The sequence below is a fragment of the Arsenicicoccus sp. UBA7492 genome, from assembly GCF_002479615.1.
Classification (GTDB): domain Bacteria; phylum Actinomycetota; class Actinomycetes; order Actinomycetales; family Dermatophilaceae; genus Arsenicicoccus; species Arsenicicoccus bolidensis.
Genome location: NZ_DLOE01000034.1, coordinates 1 through 17403, shown reverse-complemented (window position 1 = coordinate 17403; position 17403 = coordinate 1). Strand labels below are relative to the sequence as shown.

The following is a 17403-nucleotide window of genomic DNA, read 5'->3' as shown; positions in this document are numbered from 1 at the left end:
CGACGGTGAGCGGTGTTCGTCGATGGTCTGCGCTGGGCGGCGAAGGTCAGCCCGGGGCGGCGAGGGCCTGTCGGTGCGCTCGCGTAGGCTCAGCGCGAGCCGAGGGCCGAGGGCCGAGTGACGACCGATACCGAGGGAGCCGCACGTGGGTGAGGAGCAGCGCCGCGAGCCTCGCGATCCACTGCGGGTGCTCGACCGCCACGCCCTGCGTCTGTGGGCGGTCCGGTCCCGGGCGGCGCTCGCGGAGCGGCGCGAGGAGATCGATGCCCTCAACGTCTTTCCCGTCCCGGACGGCGACACCGGCACCAACATGTTCCTCACGCTCGACTCCGCCGTGGAGCGCTCGGTCGCCGCGGAGCCCGAGGAGGAGCTCACCACCTTCGCCCGTGCCGCCGTGCTCGGGGCCCGCGGCAACTCCGGGGTCATCGTCAGCCAGCTGGTGCGGGGGCTGCTCGACGTCGTCGAGCGTCCGGCGCACCACGGCGGGGCGGACGCCGGTGTGGTGGCGCAGGCCTTCCGGCGGGCCTCGGACCTGGCCTACGACTGCGTCGGTGACCCCACCGAGGGCACGATCCTCACCGTCGCCCGCAGCGCCGCCGAGGCGGCCGAGGCGCGCGCCCGGCAGGCGCAGGCGACCCTCAGCGCCGTGGTGGACGCCGCCGTCACCGCGGCCCGCGCGGCCCTGGACCGCACGCCCACCCAGCTCGCCGCGCTGCGGACGGCCGGGGTCGTCGACGCCGGAGCGTCCGGCCTCGTCACGGTCCTCGACGCGCTCAAGCGGGTGGTCGACGGCGGTGAGTCCGGCCCCGGCGACCCCGGCGCCGCCGCCATGGAGGCGGACCGCCTGTCAGCGCTCGCCCGGGAGGCCCACGACGACGGGCCGGACGTGGGGGAGGACTACTCCGGTCCCCAGCACGAGGTGATGCTGGTGCTCCACCTGGCCTCGCCCGACGGCGTGGTCGCCCTGAGGTCGTCGCTCGCCGCGCTCGGCGACAGCGTCGTGGTGGCGGTCGACGGCGACCTGGCCCGTGTGCACGTGCACGCCGACGATCCCGACGCCGTGCTCCGGGTCGCCGACGACGCCGGCGCCGTGTCGGCCGTCACGGTCACCGACCTGCACGCCCAGGCGGCTGCTCTCCGGGAGAGCCGCGGCACCGCCGGCGCCGTCGCCGACCCGGACGGGCCTCTGGTCGTGGCCTGCACCGACGGGCGGGGGCTGCGCGAGCTCTTCGTCGCCGAGGGCGCCCTGGTGGTGCCGAGCAGCCCGGGAGCCCGGGCCAGCGTCGGCGCCATCGTCGACGAGGTCCAGGCGCACCCCGGGCGCCCCGTGGTCCTGCTCCCCAACGACCCCGACGTGCTGCTCACCGTCACGAGCGCGGCCGACGAGCTGGCCGCCGCCCGCCGCGAGGTGCACGTCGTGCCGTCCCGGTCCGACGTCGCCGGGCTCGCCTGCCTCGCTGTCCTCGATCGCGGGGCCCCGGCGGCCGAGGCGGCCGAGGCGATGCGGGCCGTCGTCGACGAGGTGCGCAGCGGTGCGGTCGCCCGGGCCACGCGTGACGCGGCGACGGCTGCGGGTCCCTGCCGGGCGGGTGACCTGCTCGGCATCGTCGAGGGCGACATCGTCCTGGTCGGCGACGCCATGGACGAGGTCGCCGTCGACCTCGTCGACCACCTGCTGCAGCAGGGCGGCGAGCTGGTCACCCTCGTGACGGCGGGGCTGTCCGACGCCGATGTCGCGGTCGTGCGCAAGCACCTCGCCACCCGGTGGCCCGACGTGGAGGTGGGCGTCCACGCGGGCGGGCAGGCGGCATACCTGTTGCTGGTGGGGGTCGAGTAGGTGGCGGGGGAGACGACCTGGGTCGACCGGGAGGGCGCGGACCGCGCCGGACCGGGCAGCAGCCTGCGCTCGCTGCTCGGCAAGCGCACCGCCGACCCGCTGGACAAGGTCGGCCTGGTCACGGCGGCTGACCTGCTGGGGTGGTACCCCCGGACCTATCTCGAGGCCAAGCTGTCCACCACCCAGCTGCACGAGGGGGAGCACCTGGTCGTGGTCGCGGAGGTGCTCCGCGCCGCCGTCGCGCCGATCCGCTCCAACCCCCGCAAGAAGCTGCTGCGCGCCACCGTGACCGACGGCACGACCGAGATCGACCTCACCTTCTTCAGCCACTGGGGGCCGGCCAAGGACCTCACCCCCGGCACGCTGGCGGTGTTCTCGGGCAAGGCCGGCACCTTCAACGGGCGCTGGCAGCTGTCGCACCCGGACTACCAGGTCATCCAGGACTCCGTCCGGCACCAGCAGATCCTCCCGGTCTACCGAGCCGTGGACAAGCTGACCTCGTGGCAGATCGGCACCGCCATGGGCATCGTGCTCGACGCCGTCGGCGACCTGGAGGATCCCGTGCCGGACGAGCTGCTCCGCCGCCACGGGCTGTGCGACCGGGCCACCGCGATCCGGCTGATCCACCAGCCCCGCACCTGGGGCGACCTCGAGACCGCTCGTGCTCGGCTGCGCTACGACGAGGCGCTGGTGCTGCAGACCGCGCTGGTCCAGCGACGGCTGACGGCGGCCGCGGACGAGGGAACGGCCCGGCCCGGACGGCCCGGGGGTCTGCTCGACGCGTTCGACGCGGCCCTGCCGTTCCCGCTCACGGAGGGGCAGCGGATCGTCGGCGAGGAGCTGGCCCACGACCTGGCCTCCCCGGTCCCCATGCACCGGCTCCTGCAGGGCGACGTGGGCTCCGGCAAGACCGTCGTGGCGCTGCGCGCCATGCTGCAGGTCGTCGACTCCGGGGGGCAGGCCGCCCTGCTCGCCCCGACCGAGGTGCTCGCCGCCCAGCACGACCGCTCCATCCGCGCCATCATGGGCCCGCTGGCCGAGGCGGGCCTGCTGGGCGGGGCGGACGACGCCACCAGGGTGGTGCTGCTCACCGGGTCGATGAGCACCGACGCCCGGCGCCGGGCCCTGTCCGAGGCGGCCTCCGGCCAGGCCGGCATCGTCATCGGCACGCACGCGCTGATCCAGGAGGCCGTGCAGCTGGCCGACCTCGGGCTCGTCGTCGTGGACGAGCAGCACCGGTTCGGCGTCGAGCAGCGAGATGCGTTGCGCGCCAAGGCTGCTCGTCCGCCGCACGTCCTCGTCATGACAGCGACCCCGATCCCTCGCTCGGTGGCCATGACGGTCTTCGGCGACATGGAGACGGCGGTCCTGCGCGAGCTGCCGGCCGGACGCTCGCCCATCACCACGCACGTGGTGCGGCAGGGGGACGGCACGTGGATGGCCCGCATGTGGCAGGTCGTGGCCGACGCCGTGGCCGCAGGCCGTCAGGCCTATGTCGTGTGCGGACGGATCGGTGACAGCGACAGCCCGAGCGGCGACGAGACCGAGGACGGCTTCGTCGAGGTGGGGCCCTCGGCGGGCGCCGGGGCCGGCGGTCCAGATGGCGCCGACGGCGCTGACGGCATCGACGGCGCTGACGGCATCGATCCCGGCGGCACCGACGAGGCCACGGCACGGCCGCCCGCGGTGAGCCTCCTGCAGGCCTACGACCTGCTCCTGCACGCCACCCCGCAGCTCCAGGGCGTGCGGTTCGCGCTGCTGCACGGGCGTCTCTCGGGCGAGGAGAAGGACGCCGTCATGCGCCGCTTCGCCGCCGGCGAGATCGACGTGCTGGTCGCCACGACGGTCATCGAGGTGGGGGTCGACGTCCCCAACGCGACGGTGATGGTGGTGCTGGACGCCGACCGGTTCGGGATCAGCCAGCTGCACCAGCTGCGCGGCCGGGTCGGACGTGGACAGCACGCCGGCACCTGCTTCCTCGCCACCCCGGTCGACCCGAGCGGTGACCCCGAGGGCCGGCCCGTGGCGTGGCAGCGGCTGCAGGCCGTCGCCGGCACGACGGACGGCTTCGCCCTGGCCGAGCAGGACCTCGAGCTGCGCGGCGAGGGCGACGTGCTCGGGGCCAGCCAGAGCGGGCGCCGGCGCCGCATCCGCATGCTCCGCCTCGCCAACCCCCGCGACGTCGAGCTGATCGCCGAGGCTCGTGACGACGCCCAGGCCCTGCTGCGCGACGACGTCGCCCTCACGGCCCACCCCCGGCTGGCGGCCTGGCTCGCCGACACGCTCGACGACGAGAGCGCGGCCTACCTCGAGCGTGGCTGACCGTAGGCTGCCCGCGTGACCAGGATCATCGCCGGCAGCGTCGGGGGCAGGCGCATCAGCACCCCCACCGGCCGCGGCACCCGCCCCACGAGCGACCGGGTGCGCGAGGCGGTGTTCTCCCGTCTCGACCACCTCGACGTCCTCACCGATGCCCACGTCGCCGACCTGTATGCCGGGTCCGGGGCGCTCGGGCTCGAGGCGGCCTCGCGCGGTGCCGCGAGCGTCCTGCTGGTCGAGCACGACCGGTCGGCGGCGCAGGTGGTGACCCGCAACGCCGCGGAGCTCGGGCTTCGCGACGTCACCGTCCGCCGGGACACCGTGGAGCGCGTCCTCGCCGGGCCTCGAGCAGGGCAGCCCTTCGACGTCACGCTGGTCGATCCGCCATACGACCTGTCCGAGGAGGCCCTCGCGGCCGTCCTGGCCCGTCTGTTCGAGGGCGACTGGCTCGCCGCGGACGCGATCGTCGTGGTCGAGCGGTCCTCCCGCTCGCCCGAGCCCACCTGGCCGCAGGGGCTGGTCGCGCTCGACGAGAAGCGGTACGGCGAGACCGTCGTGTGGTACGCCGAGCGGGGGTAGGTTTCACGGCATGACCACCCCCCATGACCGCGGGACGACGGGACGACGCGCCGAGGACCTGGCATCTGTGAGGCCGGTGAGGACACCATGAGCGCGGTGCGCCGCTGCATCTGCCCCGGCTCCTACGACCCGGTGACCCTCGGGCACCTGGACATCGTGGAGCGGGCCACCGGCCTCTACGACGAGGTGGTGGTGGGCGTGCTCTACAACCCCGCCAAGGCCGACTCGGGGATGTTCTCGATCGACGAGCGGGTGCGTCTGGTCGAGGAGTCCGTCGCCCACCTCCCCGGCGTGACCGTCGGGGCCTACTCCGACGGGCTGCTCGTCGACCTGTGCACGAGGCTCGAGATCGGGGCCGTCGTCAAGGGCCTGCGGTCCGGCACGGACTTCGCCTACGAGCTGCCCATGGCCCTCATGAACAAGCACCTCACCGGCATCGAGACGGTCTTCCTGCCAGGGAACCCCGCCTTCGAACACGTGTCGAGCTCGCTGGTCAAGGAGGTATGGCGCCTCGGCGGCTACGGCCTGGACCTCGTCCCGGAGCCGGTGGCGAGGGCGTTGCGGGCGCGCGGAGCCTGAGCCGCCGGCGCGGTGCGGGGTGCAGTGAGGCTGGACGGGTCGTCGCATTTGGGGCAGCCCGCCACGTCCGGTAGTCTTGTGCGTCGGTCTGTGTGCTGGTATCTCGATGCCTGCGACGGACCGGCAGCACCGATGTGCGCGGCCCGGACGGGACGTGCCGTCACCATCCTCGACCGCTCGGACTGGAGCCATGCCCCGACTCGACCCCCGCTCGCCCCTGGTGTTCGACACCCGGGAGCTCGGTCGTCGCCCCGGGTCCATGCACCCTGAGCAGCGCGTCGTGGAGGCTCCGGAGGATCTCGGGACCGACGTCATCGCCGTCGCGCCCGGCACCCCCGTGGACCTCGACCTGCGCTACGAGTCCGTGCTCGAGGGCGTCCTCGTGACCGGCACCATCACCACCACGGCGACCGGCGCCTGCGTGCGGTGCCTGGACCCGGTGACCCTCCCCGTGGAGGCCACCTTCCAGGAGTTGTTCGCCTACGCCGAGCGTGCTGCTCGACACGAGCAGGTGGCGGCGGACGACGGGGACGACGACGTGCGTGAGCTCGAGGGCGACCTGCTCGACCTCGAGCCGGTGCTGCGGGACGCAGTGGTGCCCACCCTGCCGTTCCAGCCGGTGTGCCGGGCCGACTGCCCAGGGCTGTGCTCCGAGTGCGGAGCCCACCTGGCGGAGGATCCGGACCACCACCACGAGGTGCTCGACCCCCGGTGGTCGGCCCTGCAAGCTCTGACCAGCAACGAAGAGAAGAGGAACTGACGTGGCTGTCCCGAAGCGGAAGATGTCGCGCTCCAACACCCGTTCGCGTCGCGCGAACTGGCGCACCACGGCGACCGCCCTCACGGCGTGCCCGCAGTGCCGCTCGATGAAGCAGCCGCACATGGCCTGCCCGTCCTGCGGTTCCTACAACGGTCGTCACTACGCGGCCGCGGAGCGCACCGAGCTCCAGGGCTGATCGGGGTCGCCGAGCGCATGAGCACCACATCACGCGCCGCGACCGGTCCGGAGGGTTCGCAGCAGCGGCCCGTCGGCGCCCTCGTCGACCACCTCGCGCAGGTGGTCGGAGAGCGCGTCGACGAGTCGCTGCTGTCGCGTGCCCTGACGCACCGGTCGTACGCCTACGAGCACGGCGGCCTGCCCCACAACGAGCGCCTGGAGTTCCTGGGCGACTCGGTGCTGGGGCTCGTCGTCACCGACACCCTCTATCGCACCCACCCCGACGAGGCCGAGGGCCAGCTGGCCAAGCTGCGCGCCGCCGTCGTCAACATGCGAGCCCTCGCCGACGTCGCGCGCGGTCTCGACCTCGGGGCCTACCTGCTGCTCGGACGCGGCGAGGAGAGCACCGGGGGTCGTGACAAGACCTCGATCCTCGCGGACACGACCGAGGCCGTGATCGGCGCGGTCTACCTGTCCTGCGGCTCGGACGCCGCGTCGACGCTGGTCCACCACCTGCTCGACCCGCTCATGGCGTCCTCGGCGCGGATGGGGGCGGCCCTCGACTGGAAGACCTCCCTGCAGGAGCTGACGTCGACACTCGGGATCGGCGTCCCGGAGTACTCCCTCACCGACGAGGGCCCCGACCACCTCAAGGTGTTCACGGCCCAGGCGGTCGTGGGCACCGAGGTCCTTGGAGAGGGCGTCGGACGGTCCAAGAAGGAGGCCGAGCAGAAGGCCGCCGAGGTGGCGTGGACGGCGCTCAGCTCGCGAGCCACCTCGCCGACGGCCGACGACTCGGTCGCCACGGACGCGGACGGGACCCCCTCCGGGGAGATCCTCGAGCGCGGCTGACGAGGCCGTATGCCGGAGCTCCCCGAGGTCGAGGTGGTCCGCCGGGGCCTCGCCGAGCACGTGGTCGGGCGACGCCTCGCCGACGTCAGCCTGCGCGGAACCCGCGTCGCCCGCCGGCACACGCCGGGTCCACGCGACCTGGAGGACCGGCTGCGCGGTCGGCTGGTGCGGTCCGCCGAGCGGCGCGGCAAGTACCTCTGGCTCGTGGTCGAGGACGAGGGCGGGGACGCGGACGCGCTGATCCTCCACCTCGGGATGAGCGGTCAGCTGCTCGTCGAGGAACCCGACGCGCCGCCGGAGAAGCACCTGCACGCGACCTTCGACCTCGTCGGGCCGTCGGGTGAGCCGGCGCGTCAGCTGCGCTTCGTCGACCAGCGCACGTTCGGCGGGCTCGCCTGGTCCGAGCTCGTCGCTGGAGGGCGGGCGTCCGGCATACCGGAGTCCATCGCCCACATCGCCCCCGACCCGCTCGAGCCGGCCTATGACCAGGCTGCCGTGGTGCGCCGGGCTAAGGCGCGGCAGGTGGCGGTCAAGCGGGCGCTGCTCGACCAGGGGCTGGTGAGCGGAATCGGCAACATCTATGCGGACGAGGCGCTGTGGCGCGCGCAGGTCAACGGGCTGCGGGACACGGCATCGCTCACGAAACCGACGCTGGCTCGGGTCCTGGACCACGCGGCCGAGGTCATGCGCGAGGCCCTGGAGCAGGGCGGGACCAGCTTCGACGCGCTGTACGTCAACGTCAACGGGGCGAGCGGCTACTTCGACCGGTCGCTGAACGCTTATGGGCAGCAAGGTCGTTCGTGCGGGCGGTGCGGGACACCCATCCGTCGGGAGCCGTTCATGAACCGCTCCAGCCACTACTGCCCTCGGTGCCAGCCGAGGCCGCGGGATCGGCGCGCCGGCGGCGATCCCACCGTTCGCAGCTAGCCCCTCCGACCTCACCAGACGTTCACTGAGCGTTCAACGATGCCGCGCCGGACCGTTGCCCGGCGGGAGGACGCTGACGGTGCCTGCCCGGGCACTCATGCCCGGACGACCCACCTCGCCGGGGCGGCGAGATGGTCCTGACGAGCACGCGAAGGACGCCCGATGGGTCACCACCACCACCCTCACGACCACTCTCACGAGCACCCGCACACCCACTCCCACGACCACGACGCGCCCGTCGGCCCGGCCGAGGACCTGCACGTCCCCGACACGGAGCTGGCCCCGAGCGACCTCGGCCGGCGCAACTTCCTGCGCGCCGCCGGTGTGCTGGGCGCAGGGGTGGCGGCCGCCGGCTTCGTCACCGAGCAGGGCACCGGCACCGCCGCCGCGGCCGAGCAGGAGATGCTCCACTCAGGCAAGCGTCACGGACGGGGCCAGCGCTGGCTCGCCGGTGACCACCACATCCACACGCAGTTCTCGTCCGACGCGATGTACCGGGTCGTCGACCACGTGCAGCACGCGAGCGCCTACGGCCTGGACTGGATGGTCATCACGGACCACGGCTCGGAGACGCACGCCAAGATCGGCGTCGACAAGGTCAACCCGCACATCCGGGCGGCTCGCGCGGAGTTCGACGACATGCTCGTCTTCCAGGGGCTGGAGTGGAACATCCCGGCCGCCGAGCACGGCACCGTCTTCGTCCACCCCGGGGCCAACGAGGTCGCCGTCCTCAAGGCCTTCGAGAACACCTACGACGGGTCGGTCAAGAAGGCCTCCGCCGCCACCCCGCAGAACGAGTCGCTGGCGCTCAAGGGCCTGGCCTACCTCGCCTCGGCGGTCGGGTCGCGCGAAATCAAGGACGCGCTGATGCTGGCCAACCACCCGGCGCGCAAGGGGATCGACTCCCCGCACGAGATCCGCGGCTGGCGCGACGTGCCAGGACGCATCGCGGTCGGCATGGAGGGCGCCCCGGGCCACCAGGCGGCGGGCCTCCCCAAGCCGCACGGCCCCGGCTCGGGCCGCGGCTACTACGACGGCTCGCCGAGCAAGGACTCGTTCGCGGGCTACCCGCTGGAGAGCTACCGGACCTTCGGCGGCTTCGACTGGATGACGGCCACCGTGGGCGGGCTGTGGGACAGCCTCCTGTCGGAGGGCAAGCCGTGGTGGATCACCGCCAACTCCGACAGCCACAGCGTCTACCTCGACACCGCCGTGCGCGGTGGCCCGGACAGCGACTTCGCCAAGCAGGGGCACTACGCCGACCCGGTCAACGGGCCGGTCCCCGACACCGGCAACGGTGACTACTGGCCCGGCTACTACAGCCGCACGCTCGTCGGCGCCGACCGCCGCGACTACGCCGCCGTCATGTCCGGCCTGCGCGACGGACGCGTCTGGGTGGACCACGGGCGCCTCGTGCAGGACCTCGACGTGCGGATGCGCGCCGGCGGTCGCGAGGTCGGCCTCGGTGGCGTCCTCACCGTCCGCCGCGGCACCCAGGCCGAGCTGGTGGTGCGGATCCGTACGCAGTCGCTGCCCAACTGGGCGCAGTTCGTGCCCAGGCTCGCCAAGGTCGACGCCGTCGCGGGCTTCGTGACCGGTCCGGCCTCCGACCGCGACACCTTCGTGGCTCCGGAGACGCAGGTCGTCCGCAGCTGGGACGTCAGCACGGTGGGAGCGGGCAGTGGGTCGAGCTGAGGTTCGGTCCCGTCACCATCGGTGACCGCGGCGTCTACGTCCGCCTGCGCGGATCCGACGGCAAGCGCACCGCGGTCGGGCTGCGGGGCGCGGCCGTGGACAAGGCCGGGCCGGCCATCGACGTCGTCGGTGCGGCCAACCCCTGGGACGACCTGTGGTTCTACACCAACCCCATCTGGGTCCTCCCCCGCACGTGAGCACCACGGCGACGGTCGAGCCCGGCGACACCACGACGGTGGTCGTCGGGCTCGACCCGGTGGCCCCGACGGTGCGGGACGCCGACCACCTGGCCGAGATCCTCGGTGACGTGCTGTCCAGGCTGGGGCGCGACGCCGCCGTCGTGTCCACCCACCTGGTGCCGGGGGAGGTGGGCGCCTCCTCGCACGTGGCCCTGTCGGTCCGGTGGACCGTGGCACCGCCACGAGCGCTGACCTGGCTCGCATCCTCGCCGCGCTGCGTCCGGCCCTGGTGCCGCAGACCGCCGCGGCGAGCCCGGACGAGATCGGGCTCGCCGCCCCAGGGGCGCGTGGTGGCTATCCGCGGCTCGCCGACTCGGCCGCGCGTGCCGCTGCCGACGCGGAGGCGGGTCGCGACGGTCGCGCCGTGGTCTATCCGGGCAGGCCGCGCCTGACGGGCATCGTGACGGTGGCCGACGCGCTGGCCTGGTCGGCGATCGACGAGGTGGTGGGGCTCGCCGACGTGGTGGTCGGTCCGGAGACCCTCCTGGTGACCCGGGGGCACGTGCGGCCCGTATGGCGCGCCGGCCGGCTCGTGCTCGTCGTGCAACCGGCTGCGGGGGGCACGGTCGTGCCCTACGAGACGGCGACGCCGACGCCCTGCTGCGCCGACCACGGGTGACGGCGGGCGGTCCGGCATACGGCCGAGGCCGGGGCCGGGGCCGGCCGACCCGTGGGGTCCACGGACCTACCCCCGGCGGGATCATCAGCCTGGGGAACGAAGCCCGGCTGATGCCTTCGCCCGCGGCGGGTCGTGGGTCTGGGGAGCCCGGCCGGACCCGTCCGGGTGGCCTAGGCTGGGAGTCATGACCGAGGGCACCGCCAGGACGACCTACTTCGTGCGAGGCATGGTGCAGGGCGTGGGTTTTCGATGGTGGACCCGGGCCCAGGCGCTGGAGCTCGGCCTTGCCGGGCACGCCCGCAACATGAGCGACGGGCGGGTCGAGGTGGTGGCAGAGGGCCCGGCCGACACGGTGGAGGAGCTGGGCCGGCGCCTGTCGCCGGCCCCGCCTCCCGGGGCGGGGCGGCGCCGGCCAGGGCACGTCGAGTCCTGCGTGGCCGTCCCCGGGGAGCCGCGTGGAGACGCCTCTGGGTTCGTCGAGAAATAGGTTCGTCGACAGATAGCCGCTCGTCGAGAAGTAGCGGTTCGTCATACGACATCACCGTCCGTGAACCGGCGCAGGACGGCCCGGCCGCTAGAGTGACGACCTGACCGCGTCCCCCGCCGAGGAAGTCGCCGCCGACCGTGTATGTCAAGCAGCTGACGATGAAGGGCTTCAAGTCCTTCGCGTCCGCGACGACCTTCAAGCTCGAGCCCGGGATCACCTGCGTGGTCGGTCCCAACGGCTCGGGCAAGTCCAACGTCGTGGACGCCCTCGCCTGGGTCATGGGCGAGCAGGGGGCCAAGAGCCTGCGCGGCGGCAAGATGGAGGACGTCATCTTCGCCGGCACGGCCGGGCGGCCGCCGCTGGGGCGGGCCGAGGTCGCGCTGACGATCGACAACACCGACGGCGCGCTGCCCATCGACTACACCGAGGTGACGATCCGGCGGACCATGTTCCGCAACGGCGGGTCGGACTACGCCATCAACGGCACCGCCTGCCGCCTGCTGGACATCCAGGAGCTGCTGTCCGACTCCGGCATCGGGCGCGAGATGCACGTCATCGTCGGCCAGGGCCAGCTCGACACCGTGCTGCGGGCGACCCCCGAGGAGCGGCGTGGGTTCATCGAGGAGGCGGCGGGCGTCCTCAAGCACCGCAAGCGCAAGGAGCGCGCGCTGCGCAAGCTCGAGCAGATGGAGGGCAACCTCCAGCGCGTCCAGGACCTCACCGGTGAGATCCGCCGTCAGCTGGGGCCGCTCGGACGGCAGGCCGAGACGGCTCGGCGCGCCGCCACCATCCAGGCCGACGCCCGTGACGCCCGGCTGCGACTGCTGGCCGACGACCTCGTCCAGCTGACGAGCACGCTCGAGCAGGAGGTCGCCGACGAGACGGCGCTGCTGGCCCGCCGCTCCGAGGTCGAGGCCTCGCTGCGTGCCGCCCAGGACGAGCTGCAGCAGCTGGAGGCCGCGGTCGCCGAGGTCACCCCGCAGGTGGCCAGGGCCCAGGAGCAGTGGTTCGCCCTCTCGTCCCTGCGCGACCGCATCTCGGGCACCGGCAACCTGGCCGCCGAGCGCGCCCGCCTGCTCGCGGACGACGAGGCCCACCAGCCGGTGCAGGCCGGTCGCGATCCCGAGGCGCTGCGGGCCGAGGCCGGGCAGGTGCGGGCCCAGGAGCAGGCGCTCGCCGAGGAGGTCGAGCAGGTCAAGGATCGGCTCGCCGAGACCGTGACGCGGCGCGGCGAGCTGGAGCGGGCGCACCAGGACGAGGTGGAGCGGCTCGCCCGCCTCGCCCGGGCCGCGGCCGACCGCCGCGAGGGGCTGGCGCGGCTGGCCGGGCAGGTGGCGGCCCGACGCTCGCGGATCGAGGCGGCCGAGGCCGAGCTCGGCCGGCTCGACGAGACCATCGCCGCCTCCCGGGAACGAGCAGCGTTGGCGGACAAGGAGTTCCACGCCCTCGAGATGTCCATCGCCGACCACGAGCAGGGCGAGGAGGATCTCGACGGCGCCTACGAGCGCGCGGAGGCCGAGCGTGAGGCCGCCCAGGCCGAGGTGACCCGGCTGCAGGACGCGGTGCGTGCCGCCGACCGCGACCGCTCCTCGTCGACGGCCCGCCTGGAGGCGCTGCAGCTCGGCCTGCGACGCAAGGACGGAGCGGCGGTGCTCCTGGAGGGTCCCGGCGGCGCGGCTGCGTCCGGGGTGCTCGGGTCGTTGGCGTCGTTGGTGCAGGTGCGCGGCGGCTACGAGGCCCGGCTGGCGGCTGCTCTCGGGTGGGCGTCGGACGCGGTCGCCGTGGCCGGGCGAGACGACGCGGTGTCGGCCCTGGCGCTGCTGCGCGAGCAGGACGCCGGACAGGTCTCGCTGGTCGTGGCGGGGGAGTCCGACCCGGACGGGCCGGCGTGGCCGGCCCTGCCGTCGGGGGCCGTGTGGGCCATCGACGCGATCGAGCAGGTGCCCGCCGACGTGCGGCCCGCCCTGGTGCGGATCCTCGAGCGGGTGGCCCTGGTCGACGACGCCGGCTCCGTGGAGTCGGTCGTCGGCCTCGGGGCGACCGCGGTCACGCCCGACGGTGACGTCCACGCGCCGGGGTTCGCCAGGGGCGGCTCCGGCTCGGCGCCCAGCCTGCTCGAGGTGCAGGCCGCCGTCGACGAGGCGCGGGTCGCCGTCGACGCGGCCACGGCGGCGGGGGAGCGGGCGACCTTCGAGCTGCAGGGGGCCGCGAGCCGGCTCGAGCAGGCGGGAGCCGCGCTCGACGCCGCGCTGGACCGCCTCAACGACAACGACGCCCAGCTCTCGGCCGTCGCCGAGAAGCTCGGGTCCCTGGCCGCCACCGCCCGCTCGGCCCGCGCCGAGGCCGAGCGCACCGAGCGCCGAGGCGCCGAGATCACGGCGGGCCTCGACCGCGACCGGGGCGAGCTGGCCGAGCTCGAGCAGCGGCTGGAGGACGCCCAGGCCGAGGTCGACCCGGACGAGGCGGAGCCGTCGACCGAGCACCGGGACGAGCTCGCCGGATCGGCGTCCGCCGCCCGGCACCAGGAGACCGAGCTGCGCCTGACGCTGCGCACCCGCGAGGAGCGGGTGCGCGGGCTGGGCGGTCGCGCGGCGGGGCTCGAGCGCGCGGCCCAGCAGGAGGAGCTGGCCCGGCAGCAGGCCGCCCAGCGCCTGGCGCGTCGTCGCCGCGAGGCCCAGGTCGCCCGCGCGGTCCAGGCCGGCGCCGAGCGGGCCGTCACCGTGGTGGGCTCGCTTGTGGAGCAGGCCGCCGAGCGACGTGGCCGGGCCGAGGCCGAGCGGGCGACCCGCGAGGCGGGGCTGGTCGACATACGACGCCGGGTCACGGCCCTCGCCGACGAGCTGCGCGAGCTCACCGACTCGGTGCACAAGGACGAGGTGGCCCGCGCCCAGCAGCGGCTGCGGATCGAGCAGCTGCAGACCCGCTCCATCGAGGAGCTCGGGATCGAGCCGGACGTCCTGGTCGAGGAGTACGGCCCGCACCAGCCGGTCCCGGTCATCGAGGAGCCGGCGCGGGGCGAGCGCGCGGGCTCCCAGGGGACCAAGGTCACTCAGCACTCCCAGGGCAATGAGGAGCCTCACGACCACGAGACCCCCGAGGGCCGGCAGGGATCCCGCGACCAGCCCGACGCCCAGGCCCGCGAGCCCCGCACCGTCGCCTTCGTCCGGGACGAGCAGGAGAAGCGCCTCCGCAAGGCCGAGCGCGGCCTGGCCGCCCTCGGTCGCGTCAACCCCTTGGCGCTGGAAGAATTCGCCGCGCTGGAGGAGCGCCACACCTTCCTGACCGAGCAGCTCGACGACCTCAAGCGGTCGCGGCGCGACCTGCTCGACATCGTCAAGGAGGTGGACGACCGGGTCCAGCGGGTCTTCGCCGAGGCCTTCGAGGACACGGCGCGGGAGTTCGTCGGAGTGTTCTCGCGGCTCTTTCCCGGCGGCGAGGGGCGGCTGTTGCTCACCGACCCGGACAACATGCTCACGACGGGCATCGAGGTCGAGGCTCGTCCCCCCGGCAAGAAGATCAAGCGGCTGTCGCTCCTGTCCGGCGGCGAGCGCTCGCTGGTCGCCGTGGCGCTGCTCGTCGCGATCTTCAAGGCGCGGCCGAGCCCCTTCTACATCATGGACGAGGTCGAGGCGGCGCTGGACGACGCCAACCTCGGGCGGCTCATCGGGCTCTTCGAGGAGCTGCGCGACTCGAGCCAGCTCATCGTCATCACGCACCAGAAGCGCACGATGGAGGTCGCCGACGCCCTGTATGGCGTCACCATGCGGGGCGACGGGGTCACGACGGTGGTGTCGCAGCGGATCCGCGACCTCGACGACGCCGACGTCACCGAGGGCGCTGGCGTCACCGAGGGCGCCGCCGACGGCCTCCCCGCTGAGGCCGTCGCCGCCGCTCACTCGGATGGCCCAGCCTGATCACAGTCCGGACGCGATGCGGCGATTTCTGGACGGGCACCCAGGCGGGCAGGACACACTGGGTGTCATGGTCGTCGTCATCCTTGGCATGCTGCTCGCTCTCGCTCTCGCCCTCGTCGTGGTGGCCCTCGTGGCCATCCCCGCCGCCCGTGAGGGCGACACCCTCCTGACCGTCGAAGGGCAGGAGCGGGTCGCCGACACCGTCACCGCCGCCCGGGACAAGGTCAGCAGCAGCCGCTGACCCCGGCCGTCGCCATGCGGGTCCTCGCGACCCCGCAGGACACCCCTCACCGCCCGTCCGGCGTCGCGCCGGCCGGGCGGCGCGTTGTGTGTCGGGCGTCGACCTTTGCGAGGATGGCGGCGTGGACACCCTCCAGGACTACCTGCTCCTCATCGTCGGCATCCTCGTCTTCGCCGTCGTCGCGCTCGTCGGCCTCGTGCGCAGCCGTGGCGGCCGGACCAAGGACGCCCCCAAGCCGCCCTCGACCCGACCCGAGCCTCGCCGTGACGCGCCCGCCCCGACCTGGGGAGACGTCCTCGAGCCCAAGGCTCCCCGTCGCGACGCCGGCACGCCCGGTGAGCCCGGACAGCCTGGCGGCGCCACCAGCACCAGCGGCGGATCTGCTGACGGTGCCGAGCTCGACGACGAGACCGCGCGGTCGTCATCGCCGGTCGGCACGCCCGCGCCCGACCAGGACCCCGAGGGCCTGACCTCCCGCACGACGACCCTCGAGCCCGGCGATCGCGACGGAGCACCGTCGGGCGCGACCCCCACCGCCCCCGAGGCCGAGGTCGCAACCGAGCGGCCCGAGTCCGCCCGGGGCCGCATGCACAAGCTGCGCTCGCGCCTGGCCCGCTCCAACACGGCCTTCGGGCGTGCCCTGCTCACCCTGCTGTCCAGCGGCCGGCTCGACGAGGCTGCGTGGGAGGAGGTCGAGGACACCCTGCTGGCCTCCGACCTCGGCGTCCAGGCCACCTCCGAGCTCGTCGACTCGCTGCGCACCCACGTGCGCGTCGACGGCACCACGGACGAGGCCGAGGCCCGCGAGTGGCTGCGCGAGGACCTGCTGACCCTGGTCGACCCCACCATGGACCGCCGCATCGCCTCCACCCGCCGCGGTGACCGCCCGGCCGTGATCATGGTCGTCGGCGTCAACGGCACCGGCAAGACCACCACCGTCGGCAAGCTCGCGCGCGTGCTCGTCGCCGAGGACCGCGACGTGATCCTCGGCGCGGCCGACACCTTCCGCGCCGCGGCCGCCGACCAGCTCGAGACCTGGGGCGAGCGCGTGGGTGTCCCGACCGTCCGCTCCCACCGCGACGGCGCCGACCCCGCGTCCGTGGCCTTCGACGCGGTCAAGGCCGGCATCGAGCAGGAGGTCGACGTCGTCATCCTCGACACGGCCGGCCGCCTGCACAACAAGGTGGGCCTGATGGACGAGCTCGGCAAGATCAAGCGCGTCGTCGAGAAGACCTCCGAGGTCGACGAGGTCATCCTCGTCCTCGACGCCACCACGGGGCAGAACGGCCTCAAGCAGGCCGAGGCCTTCGCCAAGGAGGTCGCCATCACCGGCATCGCGCTCACCAAGCTCGACGGCACCGCCAAGGGCGGCATCGTCGTCGCCATCCAGCGCACCCTCGGCGTCCCGGTCAAGCTCGTCGGGCTGGGCGAGGGCCCGGACGACCTCGCGCCGTTCGACGCGGTCGCGTTCGTCGACGCCATCGTCGAGTAGTGGTCTCGCAGCACCCGAGCGGGAGCCCGTCGCCTCGTGAGGCGGCGGGCTCCCCGGCATACGTGCGGGGTCGGCGGCCCACGGCCGACGAGCTCCAGCAGGCCCGGGGGAGGGTCATCGCGGACCTGCTGCCGGATCCCCTGCGCCTCCTCCTCGTCGGCATCAACCCCTCGTTGTGGTCCGGGGCCGTGGACGCGCACTACGCGCGGCCGGGCAACCGGTTCTGGCCGGCCTTGCACCGGGCCGGCCTCGTGCCCCGGGTCATGGACCCGAGCACCGGGCTGGCCGACAGCGATCGGGTCGCCTTGTGCGACAGGGGGATCGGTATGACGAACCTGGTCGCCCGCGCGACGGCGCGCGCCGACGAGGTGAGCCCCGAGGAGCTGCGCGAGGGCCTGGACCGGCTGGCCTCGGTGGTGCAGGATCGGCGTCCGACCGTGGTGGCGTTCGCGGGGATCACGACCTACCGGATCGCGTTCGGGGTCAAGCAGGTCAAGCAGGTCAAGCGTGGACGGCAGCCGGAGCCCTGGCACGGCGCGATCGTCCACGTCGTCCCCAACCCGAGCGGGCTCAACGCGCACGACACCGTGGACTCGATCGCCCTCGCGATGCGGGCGGCGGGGGCGGACGCGGGGCTGGTCCCGCCCATGGGCGGCCACTGGGGTCGCTAGGGCGTGTCTCTTAAA

15 protein-coding genes are annotated in these 17403 nt (G+C 73.9%); all 15 read left to right on the top strand.

Going from position 1 to position 17403, the window contains the following annotated elements; all coding sequences use genetic code 11:
• Nucleotides 1-145: 145 nt before the first annotated feature.
• The 15 genes from B4E97_RS09715 to B4E97_RS09645 all read left to right on the top strand — a co-directional run bounded on the left by B4E97_RS09715 (nt 146) and on the right by B4E97_RS09645 (nt 17388).
• A complete protein-coding gene (locus B4E97_RS09715; protein ID WP_286959690.1) occupies nt 146-1837 on the top strand; it encodes a DAK2 domain-containing protein in 1692 nt (563 codons plus the stop codon).
• Nucleotides 1838-4159 (top strand): ATP-dependent DNA helicase RecG, encoded by a 2322-nt coding sequence (locus B4E97_RS09710; RefSeq protein ID WP_239262722.1) that lies wholly within the window; start codon nt 1838-1840, stop codon nt 4157-4159.
• A gap of 15 nt (nt 4160-4174) precedes the next feature.
• A complete protein-coding gene (rsmD, locus tag B4E97_RS09705) occupies nt 4175-4735 on the top strand; it encodes a 16S rRNA (guanine(966)-N(2))-methyltransferase RsmD (protein ID WP_286959688.1) in 561 nt (186 codons plus the stop codon).
• Nucleotides 4736-4822: 87 nt separating this feature from the next.
• The gene (coaD, locus tag B4E97_RS09700; RefSeq protein WP_019287938.1) at nt 4823-5314 is read left to right on the top strand and encodes a pantetheine-phosphate adenylyltransferase; all 492 of its coding nucleotides are present in this window, start codon (nt 4823-4825) and stop codon (nt 5312-5314) included.
• A gap of 190 nt (nt 5315-5504) precedes the next feature.
• On the top strand, nt 5505-6074 hold the full coding sequence (locus tag B4E97_RS09695) for a YceD family protein (RefSeq protein WP_286959686.1): 570 nt from the start codon (nt 5505-5507) through the stop codon (nt 6072-6074).
• A gap of 1 nt (nt 6075) precedes the next feature.
• Nucleotides 6076-6270, top strand: a complete 195-nt coding sequence (rpmF, locus tag B4E97_RS09690; protein ID WP_019287936.1) for a 50S ribosomal protein L32 — start codon at nt 6076-6078, stop codon at nt 6268-6270.
• A gap of 17 nt (nt 6271-6287) precedes the next feature.
• Nucleotides 6288-7103, top strand: coding sequence for a ribonuclease III (gene rnc, locus B4E97_RS09685; protein WP_019287935.1), 816 nt, complete (start codon nt 6288-6290; stop codon nt 7101-7103).
• 9 nt (nt 7104-7112) lie between these two features.
• Entirely contained in the window at nt 7113-8030 is a 918-nt protein-coding gene (gene mutM / locus B4E97_RS09680; RefSeq protein WP_239262717.1) for a bifunctional DNA-formamidopyrimidine glycosylase/DNA-(apurinic or apyrimidinic site) lyase, read from the top strand.
• A gap of 162 nt (nt 8031-8192) precedes the next feature.
• Complete coding sequence (locus B4E97_RS09675; protein WP_286959685.1) at nt 8193-9725, top strand: PHP domain-containing protein; 1533 nt, start codon at nt 8193-8195, stop codon at nt 9723-9725.
• Between the two features lie 402 nt (nt 9726-10127).
• Complete coding sequence (locus B4E97_RS09670; protein ID WP_286959684.1) at nt 10128-10583, top strand: hypothetical protein; 456 nt, start codon at nt 10128-10130, stop codon at nt 10581-10583.
• A gap of 184 nt (nt 10584-10767) precedes the next feature.
• The gene (locus B4E97_RS09665; protein ID WP_286956555.1) at nt 10768-11070 is read left to right on the top strand and encodes an acylphosphatase; all 303 of its coding nucleotides are present in this window, start codon (nt 10768-10770) and stop codon (nt 11068-11070) included.
• Between the two features lie 137 nt (nt 11071-11207).
• A complete protein-coding gene (gene smc / locus B4E97_RS09660) occupies nt 11208-14984 on the top strand; it encodes a chromosome segregation protein SMC (RefSeq protein WP_239262709.1) in 3777 nt (1258 codons plus the stop codon).
• Between the two features lie 67 nt (nt 14985-15051).
• Entirely contained in the window at nt 15052-15225 is a 174-nt protein-coding gene (locus B4E97_RS09655; RefSeq protein ID WP_239262707.1) for a hypothetical protein, read from the top strand.
• Between the two features lie 121 nt (nt 15226-15346).
• Complete coding sequence (ftsY, locus tag B4E97_RS09650) at nt 15347-16717, top strand: signal recognition particle-docking protein FtsY (protein ID WP_286959683.1); 1371 nt, start codon at nt 15347-15349, stop codon at nt 16715-16717.
• A complete protein-coding gene (locus B4E97_RS09645; protein ID WP_372490234.1) occupies nt 16717-17388 on the top strand; it encodes a mismatch-specific DNA-glycosylase in 672 nt (223 codons plus the stop codon). The genes ftsY and B4E97_RS09645 overlap by 1 nt, the downstream gene beginning before the upstream one ends.
• Nucleotides 17389-17403 lie beyond the last annotated feature (15 nt).